Annotated in this window: 10 protein-coding genes and 3 pseudogenes; 4 read left to right on the top strand and 9 right to left on the bottom strand. The window is 43.5% G+C overall.

Annotated elements, in window-relative coordinates:
* Together ACTS60_RS23235 and ACTS60_RS23230 are read right to left on the bottom strand one after the other, a co-directional pair.
* On the bottom strand, positions 1-1,074 hold a 1,074-nt coding region (locus ACTS60_RS23235), incomplete at its 3' end, for a DUF262 domain-containing protein (RefSeq protein WP_440890183.1).
* Positions 1,075-1,174: 100 nt separating this feature from the next.
* Positions 1,175-2,326, bottom strand: coding sequence for a DNA cytosine methyltransferase (locus ACTS60_RS23230; protein ID WP_440890182.1), 1,152 nt, complete (start codon positions 2,324-2,326; stop codon positions 1,175-1,177).
* A 560-nt stretch (positions 2,327-2,886) separates the two neighbouring features.
* On the opposite strand from ACTS60_RS23230, the gene ACTS60_RS23225 reads away from it, so the two are divergent.
* Together ACTS60_RS23225 and ACTS60_RS23220 are read left to right on the top strand one after the other, a co-directional pair.
* Positions 2,887-4,086 carry a ParA family protein gene (locus tag ACTS60_RS23225; protein ID WP_045485055.1) on the top strand — a complete coding sequence of 400 codons (1,200 nt, stop codon included), beginning with the start codon at positions 2,887-2,889 and terminating at the stop codon, positions 4,084-4,086.
* The gene (locus ACTS60_RS23220; protein ID WP_440890181.1) at positions 4,086-5,156 is read left to right on the top strand and encodes a ParB family protein; all 1,071 of its coding nucleotides are present in this window, start codon (positions 4,086-4,088) and stop codon (positions 5,154-5,156) included. Before ACTS60_RS23225 ends, ACTS60_RS23220 begins: the two co-directional genes overlap by 1 nt.
* A gap of 152 nt (positions 5,157-5,308) precedes the next feature.
* Here ACTS60_RS23220 and ACTS60_RS23215 read toward each other — a convergent pair whose 3' ends face one another.
* Positions 5,309-9,574 (bottom strand): hypothetical protein, encoded by a 4,266-nt coding sequence (locus ACTS60_RS23215; RefSeq protein WP_440890180.1) that lies wholly within the window; start codon positions 9,572-9,574, stop codon positions 5,309-5,311.
* A 340-nt stretch (positions 9,575-9,914) separates the two neighbouring features.
* Positions 9,915-10,100: pseudogene (locus tag ACTS60_RS23210) on the bottom strand (metal-dependent hydrolase); the annotation flags it as partial.
* On the opposite strand from ACTS60_RS23210, the pseudogene ACTS60_RS23205 reads away from it, so the two are divergent.
* Both ACTS60_RS23205 and ACTS60_RS23200 read left to right on the top strand, forming a co-directional pair.
* Positions 10,086-10,244 (top strand): annotated as a pseudogene (locus ACTS60_RS23205) (ParB family protein); the annotation flags it as partial. The pseudogenes ACTS60_RS23210 and ACTS60_RS23205 sit on opposite strands and share 15 nt — an antisense overlap.
* 216 nt (positions 10,245-10,460) lie before the next feature.
* Complete coding sequence (locus tag ACTS60_RS23200) at positions 10,461-11,246, top strand: GIY-YIG nuclease family protein (protein WP_440890179.1); 786 nt, start codon at positions 10,461-10,463, stop codon at positions 11,244-11,246.
* Between the two features lie 102 nt (positions 11,247-11,348).
* Here the strand turns inward: ACTS60_RS23200 and ACTS60_RS23195 are convergent, their stop codons facing one another.
* From ACTS60_RS23195 to ACTS60_RS23175, 5 genes and pseudogenes are all read right to left on the bottom strand, one after another.
* On the bottom strand, positions 11,349-11,774 hold the full coding sequence (locus tag ACTS60_RS23195; protein ID WP_440890185.1) for a pilus assembly FimT family protein: 426 nt from the start codon (positions 11,772-11,774) through the stop codon (positions 11,349-11,351).
* 63 nt (positions 11,775-11,837) lie between these two features.
* Positions 11,838-11,885, bottom strand: a pseudogene (locus ACTS60_RS23190) (prepilin-type N-terminal cleavage/methylation domain-containing protein); the annotation flags it as partial.
* A gap of 77 nt (positions 11,886-11,962) precedes the next feature.
* Positions 11,963-12,481, bottom strand: a complete 519-nt coding sequence (locus ACTS60_RS23185) for a metal-dependent hydrolase (protein ID WP_038868836.1) — start codon at positions 12,479-12,481, stop codon at positions 11,963-11,965.
* Complete coding sequence (locus tag ACTS60_RS23180; RefSeq protein WP_440890184.1) at positions 12,478-13,227, bottom strand: hypothetical protein; 750 nt, start codon at positions 13,225-13,227, stop codon at positions 12,478-12,480. The genes ACTS60_RS23185 and ACTS60_RS23180 overlap by 4 nt, the downstream gene beginning before the upstream one ends.
* Positions 13,217-13,939 (bottom strand): hypothetical protein, encoded by a 723-nt coding sequence (locus ACTS60_RS23175; RefSeq protein WP_069518037.1) that lies wholly within the window; start codon positions 13,937-13,939, stop codon positions 13,217-13,219. The genes ACTS60_RS23180 and ACTS60_RS23175 overlap by 11 nt, the downstream gene beginning before the upstream one ends.
* Positions 13,940-13,998 lie beyond the last annotated feature (59 nt).

The following is a 13,998-nucleotide window of genomic DNA, read 5'->3' as shown; positions in this document are numbered from 1 at the left end:
TGCTTCAATGACAGGAGAATCTTTATCTAACTTCAATGAGAAGCGTCCCATCATGAAGTCCTGGACCGTTGTGATTCGCTGCAAACCATCAATAACTACCCAGTTATCATTTTTGCGCTCACCAAAGTAAAATATGGGAAGTGGTAATCCCATTAAAATTGATTCAATTAGCTTTGATTTCTTTTTGTCATCCCAAATTCTATCTTGTCTTTGATAATCGGGCTGAATTTCTATCTCGTCGTGTAATAGCCTTTGATAAAGAGCATAGAGACTTGGTGTTTGTCTCCTAATGTTTGGCACAATCAGCTCATAGTCATCGTCGTCTTCATCTTCATCGTCGTCTGAGATTTCTGAGTTACTTTTATTACCGTCATCAACACCTGTTACAGAAGATAGATCTACTAAATCAGACATATCAAAACTAGAATCTTTCGCTAATTCAGTTGAAGTCTCATCAGCAACTGCCTTCTCATTATCTAATGAAATGGTTGTTGACTGCACGGTTTCGTTTATCTCACCGAGCTCTGCCATAATTTCCCTAATTTGGCTATCAACAAGAAACCCAGGTTGCTTTATATGTAGGCTATGAATTTCTGTGTTCAAACTAGTAAACACTTTCTCGAGTTGGGCTGCTAAAAGACTTTGGCTGAATTTTTTGTTTGATGCTAGAGCTCTACGAACTTGTCTCTGCTCTTTTAGCGGAAGTTCCTGAATCTCCCCGAGAGCATGTTGGTTACTTTCTCTTAGAACAAGGTGCTTGCGGCGTTCGTATTTAAAATACTGAATGTATGGAAGGTTAGCAAAAATTGTTTCTGGTTGGTGTCTACTAGTGAATGAACCTTGAAGAGCTTGCTCTACGTTGCAGTAGCCATCTTTGTCTAGGCTTTCAAAAATTGCCTCTAGTTCCCTGATGTTTCGTTTTTGCTCTCTATTTGAGCCGTCAGGGTTTACTACGTATCTGCCAGTTTCTCTGTCTACGGATAGAAGAGTTATACCGCTTGTAGTTGCGGTGATCGCTTTCAAGGGAAGACCGATGAGCTGTTCTATGTCATCAAGCAAATCTTCAAAATTCATAAGGCACCAAGTATATAAGTTTATTAGTGCCATATTATCATAGTGGCTTCATATGTGTCATATGAAGGAAGAGGGGGCGTAATGTAGTTTGTTTTATTTATCAGAGAGTTTTCAAGAAATCCTTGATCGTCTTTGCTATAGCTTCAGACAACAGATATGGAACGCCATTGCCAATCGTTTTAAACATGTTAGATAAGCCCATATCTTGTGGTAACACAAACTCTTTAGGCAAAGATTGTATAGCAAGAGCCTCTGCAGCACTTAATCTTCGATCTTTATAAGGGTGTAAATGCACTTCGTTATTACCATAAGCTGCTGTCGCAGAGTGCCGCCATCTATGCAACCTTTTAAAAGACTTACCACTTACGTCCCCTTCAGCAATGGTTTGCATTTTTGGCAGACCGGCCTTTGGTTTAAAGTGATGCTTGGAATTAGGATGATTGTAGACATCATTCTTCCTGAACCAGTACTCAACAGTTAACTCTTCCATACCATCAGAGAATTCAGGAGCTGACAAAGAGCTGCTAGCAACATACGGGGTTGTGGTTGGCCATAGCGATTTATTAAGTACCACATCTTTGTTAAACCTTAGGTAACTTTCCCATTGGAAGTTTTCTGTTAACTTATGTTGTTGAGCACGTTTTACTTTGGACCGTTTAATCCCAAATAACAGTATTCTATCACGGTCTTGGGGTGTACCGACCTCAATGCAGTTGGTGAGTCTATCTGTCAACAGGTAGCCCCCACTCTCTAACTTCTCTTTCATCTCGTTGTAAAACAGAAAGTGCTTTTTGTTGCTAAAAAGCCCTTTTACGTTTTCTAGCAAAAAGAAATCAGGTTTGAAGGCGATTATGGTATCGATGTACGACTCGGTCAGTTTTCCGTGGTCACCATCACGACCTTTGTTTTTGCCTGCAACTGAAAAATCAGGACACGGCGGACCACCAATAAACCCAACTAACCCATCTTTTTTGGCGCTAGCTACATATTGTTTTAACCGTTTCTTGGGTTTACCACTCAAGAACTCTTCGATACTACCAAGATGGTGTTCAAATTTGGGTTCTGGGTAGTTCATTGCTCGTCGTGAATATTTATAGGCCTCATAAAAAGGCTTATGAAATTCATTTACAAATCTTACGTCAAAGCCGGAACGCTCGAAACCAAGATCTAAAAACCCACTTCCTGCAAAAAATGAAAAAATGATAGGCTTACTGTTATCTGCACTATCAATGGCCTGATTGGGTTTTAACAAGCTATGTCCCTCGATTAACTTAACCAACGTTATTATGTTGATACTAGTGAAAGGATGCGGATAATAGCTTAAGAGCCACGACTTGACAAAACGTTTCTCAGCTCACAAACCAACCGCATTACAAGCATTGCCGCATTTAAAGTTCTTTTTGGATAAGGGTTCTGAACATCATAAACACCTCCCTCAAACACTATCGTTTAAGAAAAGCATAAGGTGTCTTAAGATACAAAAAATAATCAACAGTCTGCAGGAAGAAGCGCTTAGATCTAATAAATTCAGGCCTATTCGCCTGCAGCAAACTTTTACCAAAATGTTAGGGGTTTAGTTGATTTACGGCAAGAACAAGGTGTCTAGCAGAAGTGGAAAATGCAACGTCAACTCCTAACACACGTTTTAGGAAAGACTTTGTCTCAAGTTAAGTCTTGTCCCCCCTCCCAAAAAAAACTGCAATATGATTAAAATACGTAAACATGACAAAAAACATACAATTCCACTAATTTTAACTACACTCCTCAAAAATTAAGGGATATACTATTTCTAATTCCTACATGGAGACAGAAATGGATACTCAACAAACCACGTCACACTTTCAATCTCTCAAGCAAGGTGCCGATGCTTACATTAAGCGCCGTAACCAGCGCTTACTGGCGAATCATCGCAAAGAGTTACGCAACTTTACCCGTGCAGAAGCCTCCGCTTACTTAGGCATCGATGCTAAAACGCTGGATAAATACGTCACCGCTGCGGAGATTGATCCTCGTCGTCATGAAGACTCTCAATGGTCGATTGATATTGCGGAAATGTATCGTGTACGTGATTTGTTGCCAGAGGCTTTGCGTAAAGAGCCAAAGTTTTCGCGTAGTGAACAACAATCAGCGCAAGTCATCGTTATTCAAAACCAGAAGGGGGGCGTTGGTAAAACCGTGTCTGCCGCGACTGTCGCATCCGGTTTAGCTACAGAGTTCCATCAAGAGTACCGTGTAGGCTTAATCGATATGGATGGCCAGGCGACCCTCTCTATGTATTACGCGCCAGAGGCAGACCAGGAAGGTAACTTGTCTGTCGGTGACCTCATTATGCGTAACTTTGACTTGGATGAAGGCGAAACGTTTGAGCAAGCGGTATCTGAGGCGTTCCTAGAAACCACCATTCCTAACTTGCGTATTCTACCAGCAGCGCAGAGTGACCGAGCAATTGAAGGATGGTTCCATGAGCAAGTCTTTAGCCATAAATTGCCATCCCCCTACTCTATCTTGGCTGAGATCATCGATGCAGTGAAAGATGAATTCGACATCATCATCATCGATACACCGCCATCACTCGGTTACGCGACCTACAACGCCTACTTTGCCGCAACCAGCGTTGTATTCCCGCTATCGATTACGGAGAACGACATCGATGCGACCTGTTCATACTTCAGCTACATTCCGCAAGTATGGGCGCTGCTAGCCAATGCGAATCATGATGGGTACGACTTCATGAAGATCTTGCTTACCAACCATCGTGACAGCTCGACCACAACTGAGTTGATGAACAGTCTTTACGACCACTTTGCTCCTTACTTGTACTCTAAGGAGTTCAAACACAGCGAAGCCATCAGACAAGCCTCTTCCCTTCTTTCGACCGTTTTTGATATGTCGAAGAGCGAGTACCCAAAAAGTAAGTCTACGTTCCAAACGGCGCAGCAAAATGGATATGAGGTAACCAGTCAAATTCAGCGCGACATTCTTAATGTGTGGCGCGAACAGGAGCAAGCATAATGGCGAAAAAACGCGGCGGTAGCCCTTTAGGTAACGCACCTGGTTCTCAAGAAGCACAGCTATCAGCGGCTAAAGCGAACCTGACCACTTTAACGCAGCAGTTGACGGCAGAACTGGATAAAGCCGGCACCAATGCCGCAGAGTACTTGCAAGAACAGTTTGGTCTTGAATCTGTCGGCCAGAGCATGGTTTGGCAGTTAGCATCGGGTAATACTGCGACGTTTAACGAAGTGACACTGTCATACGAACAAGTCCGTGATGAAACGTTTGTTACTTTCGATGTGAATGGACGCGATCAATCGCTTCTTACTGCAGAGTCCCTCTCTGATCTAAATTCGCTGGAGTTTCAACAGTTCTACCCTGCTGTAGGTCGAGAAATTGAAGGCAAGATTGACGTGTTGGATGGCTCTCGCCGCCGCGCTTGGTTCTTGCTTCAAGAAGGCCGCATCAAAACTTTCCGTATCCTTGTCACTCAGGATGAAATCTCCGTCGGTGATGCTAAGGCCCTAGCTAAGCAGCTACAAACGGCTAAAGAGCATAATCTGCGTGAAATTGGACAACAATGTATTGCCATCAAATCAGCAAACGCAGAGATTACTCAGGCAGAAATTGCGAAACAAGTTGGTCTTAGTCAGGCCGGTGTAAGTAAAGCGATGAAAGCTGCTAGCATCGACGAGAAACTGGTTAAGCTATTTCCAGTTGTAAATGCCCTTTCACATCCAGACTATGCCTTGTTAGATAAGGTGATGAAGACCTGTGAAGACAAAAAGCAGCTTTCTAGCTTCGTAAAGAAAATCGAAAAAGGTCTTGTCAATATTCAGGCTGAATATTCGCTTGAGGAACAGAAAGATGCAATTGTTGCTGCTATCAAAGCCGAGCTAAAAGTCGCAGAAACGAAGAAAGAGTCAGACAAAGCAGAAATCACTCCCCTCGCCCAGTTCGATAGCAAAGGCATGTTTGCCCGCAAGCGCGTAAAAGGCCGTAATTTCTCTTATGAGTTCGGTCGTTTATCTAAAGAAATGCAAGACAAGCTAGATGCAGCAATCTCTAAGGTTTTAGAAGAAAAATAGTCTTTTGTAATGTCACTAGTAAGTTGGATAGCGGGCTGTTATCCAACTTGTGGGAAGCTTTTGGACAAAAGTAAGTTGGAGTTTTAGCTCCAAGCTCATCGAGTCGCATAAAGAAAAGTAATTATAATTTGCTTGAGCAAAAGTGATTTCGACTATTTATCAGAGAACAGCGCCCTCTTCGCCAAATCGATTACTAACACATCTATCGCATCTACGCCGGAATATTCATGTGAAATCTCCAACCAGTAACATTTAAGTGTAGCAGCGAGTTCATCCAATCCGACTCGACTCCCATTGATCAACCATTTTTTGGACACGTTCTGTGAGACCAGCAGAAACACGCCACATCCGGCACTTTCTTCTCGAAGATAATCACCCACCAATTGATTGCGTAGTCGCTCACAAAGGTCCGGACCGCTCCACTCTTTATCTAGTAGTTTCAATTCGATAGGTACAGGTGAGTGGACATTGGTATTGTGCAGCCAGATATCCATACGTTGGCCATTTGCAAGTTCAGGCTCTTCTGCGATCGTATACTTGTTATCACAACGCTGTCTTAACCAACCTGCGATTAACGTTCGCATCTCTGTTTCCCCCTCAGCACGCTGCCAAGTACGCCAAGGACTATCATTACCTCGCTCTAACCAGTTCTTCAATTCATGCAACCGCTGGACAGCCAAATCAAAAAGCTGACGATGCGTTGTCGGCTCAATACTTTGCGACTTGGCGAACTCTCTTACTTGCTGCTCAGACCAGGGTTCGAGATCACCGTCTTTTTCAGCATGCTTATACGCTTCTTTTGCCATCCAAGGGCGATAATCTGGGTTAGGGTGATCATGGATTAGCTGCTTGATTGCTGTATAACTTTCTTTACCTGATATTTCTGATAGAAGGTTAAACAGTCTATCACGTGCATCTTGTGCATCATCCCGTAGCTCTGGAGAGAACACTTTCCCACTAGTTCGGTCGATGTCATCTTCCACTTTAACGTAGTTATGCATCAGGGTATAAAGTGATTTCAAATGGTCTGCTGTATGGAAACGACCAATGTTGTGGTTTGTATAACGCGAACTTCGTCCCCCCATCAATGCTGTGATAAAAATCTGCGCTGCACGCTTTGCTGTATCGTAATCTAGTTCTGATAGCCATTGTTCAACTTCCAATATACCTTTCTCTGGGTAACAATCGACACGGAGTGCATACCACCAAGATATGTCATCTGGATTGCTTGTGTTAGAAAGTTGCTTGATAGCCAGAGCTGACAGCTTCTCTGGTTCTATCTCTCCATTGACTAAGATTGTCAGACAGTATTCTCTGATAGTTCTGCGGTGACCAGGGTTTATGTGCATCCAGTTGAGAATAACAGAAGCTATATAGGGGTGTAGCCAAGGTGCATGATATGTTAAATCATGCAATACCCTAGTCGATTCTGTCTTTTCGAGTTCCCATACCAATTCTTTAATGACCACTTCTTCGACCAATTGTGGAAAGGCTTTGTGCACCCGTTCCAACCATGTGGGATAACCGTTTAATTCCCAAAAAATATAGCGTAATGAATGTCGAACGTTTTCTTCGCTTAGATTCATTGGGAAATCAGTAGATTCAGCGGCATCAATCTCCAATCCAGCCATCGCAAAAATAAGAGAGTATGGCACACTGTTGTCTTCAAAACCCTCTGAACGCAGTGGTGGTTTGTATTGCGACCAATGTTTGATCGCAGCTTTACGATACCCCAGAGCTACAGCCTCCCCAAACTCAGGTATCAATGCCTGCCAATCAGTGTAACCCCAGCGGCTAGTTCTCTTGCTAAGGGCTTGTAGTTCCACCATCAACCAATATTGATCCCAGGAATATTCACCTGGCTCAAGGTTCGGAGAATTATGAATTCTTTCTGGGTTTGCCCGTAAGTCTGCTATCCATCTTTCTCTGTCTAGCTTTTCTCGCTCTGTTTTTTCAGTAAGCTTGCGCTGACGTTCGGCTTCCTTCTCTTCGTATTTTTGCATCTCTTTTGACACTGGCGGTTCGAGCAATGTGTTCAACCGCTCTCGTAAAACAGGTTCATCATCCACGGCATCCTTTAATAAAGCGAGAACGCCTTCTGATCTGTCAGTTTGCAAGTAGACTCGAAAGGCGGTACTAAGCGCAACAAGCCTATCCTCTTCCAAAGAGCAGGTGTGCATGTAATTGAGAAGTCTCGGGAGACTAGTAGTATCAAAATGCCAAAAATGACCAAGCCATGAAACAGCCCAATCATCCGTTACCTTTTTGTCTGAATTTGAAACCTCAAGATTTCGAGCATGTTGGATACTGTTCCAATAGAGCGAATCATTAAGCTCGGGCCAAACAGGTACAAGTGTCTTCAATTCGTCCTTATGCTCAGTGCAATCATCCCCCCACCAAAAACGTAGAGCTGGAACTTTCAACAGAATAGATTGAGATTTATTCCCGAGAGCCGCAACGTGGCGTGCTTTAATTAATCTTTCTATCGCATGCATAGCGATATCTAGCAACCATGCATACTCTTCTGAAACATGGCATTCCCTACGTTCAACAAATGGCTGTCTTTCTAGATAAGAGTCCAAACCCTCAACTAGTTTAGGGATCGACTCTAGGCACATTTGTTCAACAAATGAGTGAAGCGCACCGCACAGAGCACTGTTTTTAAACCGTTCATAAGCTGGTAATTTACCCAGCGATATCAACAACTGCTCAATACTATGTCTGTTGGTGCCAGCTTCCTCTACCAACTCTAAAAGCAATTCTCTTGGAATCTGAACATCATTTTCATTTAGTTTTAGCCATAGATTATGTTTTTGCTCGAATGAACCACAAGTCATCACAGCACGTGTTGAAGCAATTCTTGCGTAGATATCTCGCGAACTATTTTCTGCAATGTGGACCAAAGAGGAAACACAGGAAGACATTTCACCTTGCCATACCAACCTGCCAAGGAAGAAGATTACGTCGTCGTTATCGCTGTATCTTTCAATAAGCTGTAGTGTATTTTCCGAAAGGTCAGTGTTAGCAATCCTAGCAATAGCACTATTGTCTCGAGCAGAGTGGCCACCTTTATTCGAAGAAATCTGCTGGACAATATCTGTTAGAATTTTCGCTCTTTCCTGAAGTGGTAATCTTGCTGGGTCGCCACCCTCAACTGCAATCTCGGGGTTAATATTTAGTGCTTTGCGTCTGATTTCTGGATCAAACAAAATAAGCCATGGCAAAATTGGACGCAGCAAGGGAGTAACAATTTTTTCACCATATTGCTCGCGGAAAAACAAAGCTTCGATTGAATAACGGCTATTGCCGTGTTTCAGTAGTCTATCGAACCACTCAGCCGCAAGTAGTTCACGCACATCTCTGTGTCTAAAACGTACAGCTCCGTATATAACATCATTAAAGATCCCACGTTCCAGTAACGTACTGACTTCACTTGGGGCCCAATCGTAAAGGATGGTTTCTGCATTGATACCTGGTTTGACTGACGCTGAATCGGGAACGTTAATGCCAGCTTGGCCAGTAAGTACAACAGCGGCAGCTAATCGTTGTGCACCTTCTTTTAACCTCTCTGCATTGATAGTCTGAAGCTGGGCACGATCAACGTTATGCTCATCTTGAAGCCGTTTAATGACGTTATGGCGAAGAAGATCTAGGCGACCACCTAATTCACTTCCCTCAGCCCACTTCACTAAAATACCGTCAAGATCAAATGGCCTTTCCGCTAGACTCCAAAGGTTGGTTCGCGCAATTTCATTGATTAAACGGTCAATATCTTTTGCTGAACGAGTCAAACAAAAGCGGCGAATTCTCTCTTTGTCCAAGTGACGCAGAGTATAAATTTTGAGTGAGCTCTGTGCTTTGACTACCTCATTTTTTCCGACTTTATCTACTTCCGACGAAGACGGAAGAAAGAGCCACTCATCCATTAGTCTTCTATCTTCTTTAGGTCGCCAACTATAAGGACGGCTAGAAATATATATATGCGCTCTGTGCGCACCTTTCTTTATACCTTTAGCAAATTGTCGAATGGCTTTTTCGAAGGCTTTCGGGCTTGAGAGCCTTGCTTCATCGACGGAGTCTAAGAAGAACCATGCCTCACTGGTAGAATTCAGCCATAACTCAAATTGGCTTTCCTCACCAACTTCGAAAGCCTCATAAAAATCTCTATCTATGTCTTCGATACGAATGAAAAAGGCTGGCTTCCCTTGGGCCTGAAGTATCCTTGCACGTTGTCGAAACTCCTCAGTCTTTCCTGCACCTGCCTCAGCTAAAATGACACAACGAAACTCACAGTCTAAATCATCCCATGAATTAGGTTTACCATACCCCCAACTAAAAGAAATTTCGTCTTTTTCCGCATCTTCATGACTTTTGGGCACAGGTGAAAACTGCCTGTTTAATGGGATGTGCTTTTCCATATGTGTTCCTATCAAAGAGACTATTTACAGAGGGGGATGGATATTTTCGTATGAGCTTAACCCGTAAACAGCCAGTCCAAGCTGAAAAATGATTAATAATCAATTGTATAATAACAGAAGACCTAATCATTCAGCATGATTGAATATAAACTGAATTCACATTTTAAGATTAGAATTACTCATGTGGGAAAACAGACACCGTAACTTACAATGGGGCAGTAGCTTGTCAGAACCACCACATCCACAGGAGGAAACTACTCCTCGTAAACTTGTCAATATTCAGCCTGAATAATGACATTCTGCACGTCATTTAAATCAACCTAAATCGGTTGGCCTTCCACTATAAGGCGTCAATTAAACCTTTCTCAAACATGCCAGCCCAATCGTAAAAGAACGGCGCAAAACCTTGTCCGCCTGTAATATGAGAAAGTCCAATACAAACTATCACTACGCCAGCAGAGATTGCGTATTCAACTGGGTCACCCGTTCTAAACCGCCCACCAAATAAATGAAAGCGTCTGTCACTCCCCTCGCCCAATTCGATAGCAAAGGCATGGTTGTACGCAAAGGCTTGAAGGGCCGCAATTTTTCTTACGAGTGCGAGCGCTTGTCTAAAGAAATGCAAGAAAAGCTGGATTCAGCGATCGCTAAGGTTTTGGAAGAGAAATAGTCTTTTGTAGTATCACAAGTAAGTTGGATAGCGGGTCCGTTCTCCAACTTATATGGACGATTTAAGTCAAAAATCATTTAGATTTGCTATCGAGACCATCACAGATTGTTTTAGGACGGGTTCACAATTTTTGCGATAATATTTCATTTAATCAGAAAGTTAGAGAACCATTACTTATCTAATTGAAGCTCCCCCCTTCATTATTAAGCCTACCAAATGAAACTAGAACATTTATTAAACAACCTGCTCAAAACGTACAATACTCATCCAATCTCAAGTATGTTTGAGTTCGCGGAATCCAAGATAGAACCTAATGAGAAACAGGCAGGTATTCTCGTAAAGAAACCGAATGTCCACAATATCTGGGGGTTTTACATTTCGAAAAAAAACGATGATGTTACATTTCGAATTCTACATAGCGCTAGCGTTAACAAAGATATAGTTAATAGTTTGAACGGCATGACGAAAACAACGAAGTACTGGTCAAACTACAAAGGAGACACATCGGAAATACTCACAGAACTTGCGAATCAATTAGGCCGCTACCAATTAAAAAAGAATCAGGATAAAGTGAATGCTAAACGAACTAGCGGCGATCTAGAGTTCGTATGGGATGAAATGTGCAAACAAAGTACAACAGGTAAGGTGTATACATGGAGAGAAGTAAAAGCCATTGCTAATCGTTCTGATACACCGTTATACGAGGAGTTATCTCAGCCTGGTATATACTTGCAACGCTCTCAAGATGGAACCGTTCGCTATGTTGGTGCTGCTTATAGTGATGGTGGTATTTTAAGTCGTTGGCTCACCCATGTTCGAAAGCTAGGTGATGCAAAACATTTAAATGAGTACGTGATGGATCAAGGTTATAGTAATTTTATATTTACCGTTCTTGAGTTCACAGGTGATGGTGATGTTCTTGCGGCAGAAAAGAAGTGGAAAGATATTCTAGGAACCGTAAATCATGGAGAATATGACGGAATTCGTCTAAATAAAAACTAAGAAATATATAGCTTTTGGGCGATAAGTAATAAGGCTCTTTCTTGTTAAAAAGGAAACGGTGATCCCCTACACTTGTCAATATTCAGCCTGAATATTGACAGCTTAACAAGCCTCAGTGCTATACCAATCCCCGCCAATGCCACAAAAACTCACTCTTCCGGTGATATGCATTTTAAAGGCAACCTTTTGGTCACCTTTTGCAAAAAATCTAAGAAGTTCACTATTACTTTCACTATCAAATGTCGAATGCTCAAGTAAAGGCCAGCCACTCACCGGATCAATCTCTATCACATTTTGAGGATACGTTTGGTCTAACGTTAGACCATCGAAAACTCGACCATTCAGCGTATAGATTACGTCTGTCGTACAATCCGTAATACTATCTGACAACGATAGAACTATGCAGCGTTCGTCAGGGTTTACGTTGGCCAAGTCTCTAAAGTGAAGGTAGGTAGGCGAATTCCTAAATACTGCTTCGCTTTTGGCCATGATGACGAACCCCATCAGTTCGTCTTGAGCAGTTTTCATTCGACTACTTTCAAACAAGTTAGAAAAGCTTGGAGCCGCAAATATTACTAAGACACTGAGAACACAAATTGTTATGAGTAACTCAATCAGCGTAAAGCCTCTGTTCAACACCCTATTCAAAATTCTTTCCTTTTTTTCCAGCAACCGCTGTCAATATTCAGCCTGAATAATGACATTCTGCAGGTCATTTAAATCAATCTAAATCGGTTGGTCTTCCACTCTAAGGCATCAATTAAGCCTTGCTCATACATGCCTGCCCAATCGTAAAAGAACGGTGCAAAGCCTTGTCCGCCTGTAATATGAGAAAGGCCAATACAAACTATCACTACGCCAGCAGAGATTGCGTATTCCACTGGGTCACCGGTTCTAAACCGCCCACCAAATAAATGAAAGCGTCTGTCACTGTAGGGAGAGAAAGGAACACCCGATACGGTCATTGCGTCGGTGAGTATGTGGCTGACACCTCCCCAGGCAAAAGCCATCCCAATACCTTGGTAATCCCAAACCAAAGTAAAGACTAGGGCGACAATCAACCAGTGGGTAAAGATGTGCGTTGGCCCACGATGTTTAATGTTGCGTCCTAGCCCTTTAGCCACAAACTCCATCCAATCCGGTGCGGTCGCACCGGCAACGCAAATAGGTACATGGGGAGGGGAGACAACCGCACAAATAGCGCCTGCAATCAGGCCATGGTTCAGCCACTTCATTGGACAACTTTCGGCTTGGCATGAGGTGGGAGATAGGCCAGCTTTTGCAAATACTGGTTGACGCTGTCGCTGTAGGAACTCTCACACAGCGCAACTAAAGCTAATCGGTGCTCTACGATTTTCGCCTCATGAGCTAGAACGTCGCGATGCGAACTGGCGACCTTTTCAAGTAAAGCTACTTGTTCATTCACGTTCGCCACACCTTGGGCTACCCGCTGCTGTGAACGAGCTTCAAGTGATAGGTAGAGTCCCATCAATCGATAAGCGTAGTTTCTGTCAGCCAATGCTTGGGTGAAGGAGGCGACTGACGTCGCGGTGGCAGTTCGACGCTGATATTCCCATTGCCTCTCGCGGGATTGCTCCGTTGTCGAGTAGAGCGGCATTTTACCCACTATCCCGACATAGTGTTCTGAGATCTCCGGCCAATCATCGCTGTTGTATTCATCTAAGTTGGTACGCATTCCAGCTACTAGGTTCAAGTCGAGTTTGAATTTGCTCTTTTCTGGGTAACAGTTGAGTACGGTCTGAAAGATGGCATCCGGGTCAATCTTTGGTGCAGGTTTTAACGCAGGAGTAGGGGTGTTGTAGTGGGGTGCATCCCCCTTCAATGTTGGCAATTCGAATGGCTTTATCTCTGGAGGTTGCGCAGTGGGTTCATCCCATGGCGTAGCAATGCCCCAATCATTGGCATAAGCCGCTGAGTAGAGCAGGGGACACAGCATTAAAAGGTGATACTTAATCTGCACGCGTCGACCTCCGTCCGCTGCCAAGCATTTGTAATCCGCCAATAACAGCGCCCGCTTCCCAAGCGCCAGCAACCACACATAGTGCAACCATAAACCAAACCAGCGCTTTGGTCGTGTCGTAACTCACGTCACTTTCTAGGTTGATACGCTGAGGTTCGCGCCGTTCGACAATCGGACGAATAGAAGGAGGGAGACGTCCTTCTTCGCTACACGTCATCAGCCAAAGCTTGGCAGACATTAGGCACTTACGTGCGATTTGTGCTTTGCGCCCTGTTAACTTGTGCGCATCGTCGATAAAGAGTAAGGATTGGGTTTCAATTAAATAGTCAGCCAATAGGTCGGCCTTGAGCTGTAAGTTGAGTCTGCTCCATGGAGTGTAAGTTCCCCCCTCTTCTTGCCTCTCTTGGTACCACTTTTCTATCCCTTTAACTTCCACCCAACTTGAGAGTGGCATTAGCCCCTCAAGTAAAACAGGCTGCGGTTTTTTCCCCCAGATTTCGTGTCGATTATCTTTCAGGCGCGTGAGCCAACGGCTCTTCCCCGAATCATGCGCGCCTGTGATTAATTGACATTTTTTCCGACGCAAGCTGGTTTCTTTACGATCACGGCTCGGCGCAAAGCGACGCGGTGAGTCCACAATAAGCGGAGTTACGTAGCGCGTACCGTCTCGGCGTACTCGATTGTGATCGGTTCTTAGTTTCAAAAATCGCATTGTGCTCCATCCTTACTCCGACAGAATACGAACTCATCAAAGCAATTAAAGAGTAAGCA

This window comes from Vibrio sp. WZ-1 (assembly GCF_052037695.1).
In the GTDB taxonomy this organism is placed as follows: Bacteria; Pseudomonadota; Gammaproteobacteria; order Enterobacterales; family Vibrionaceae; genus Vibrio.
The sequence above is the reverse complement of the archived record's forward strand: the minus strand, read 5'-3'. Positions and strand labels throughout refer to the sequence as shown.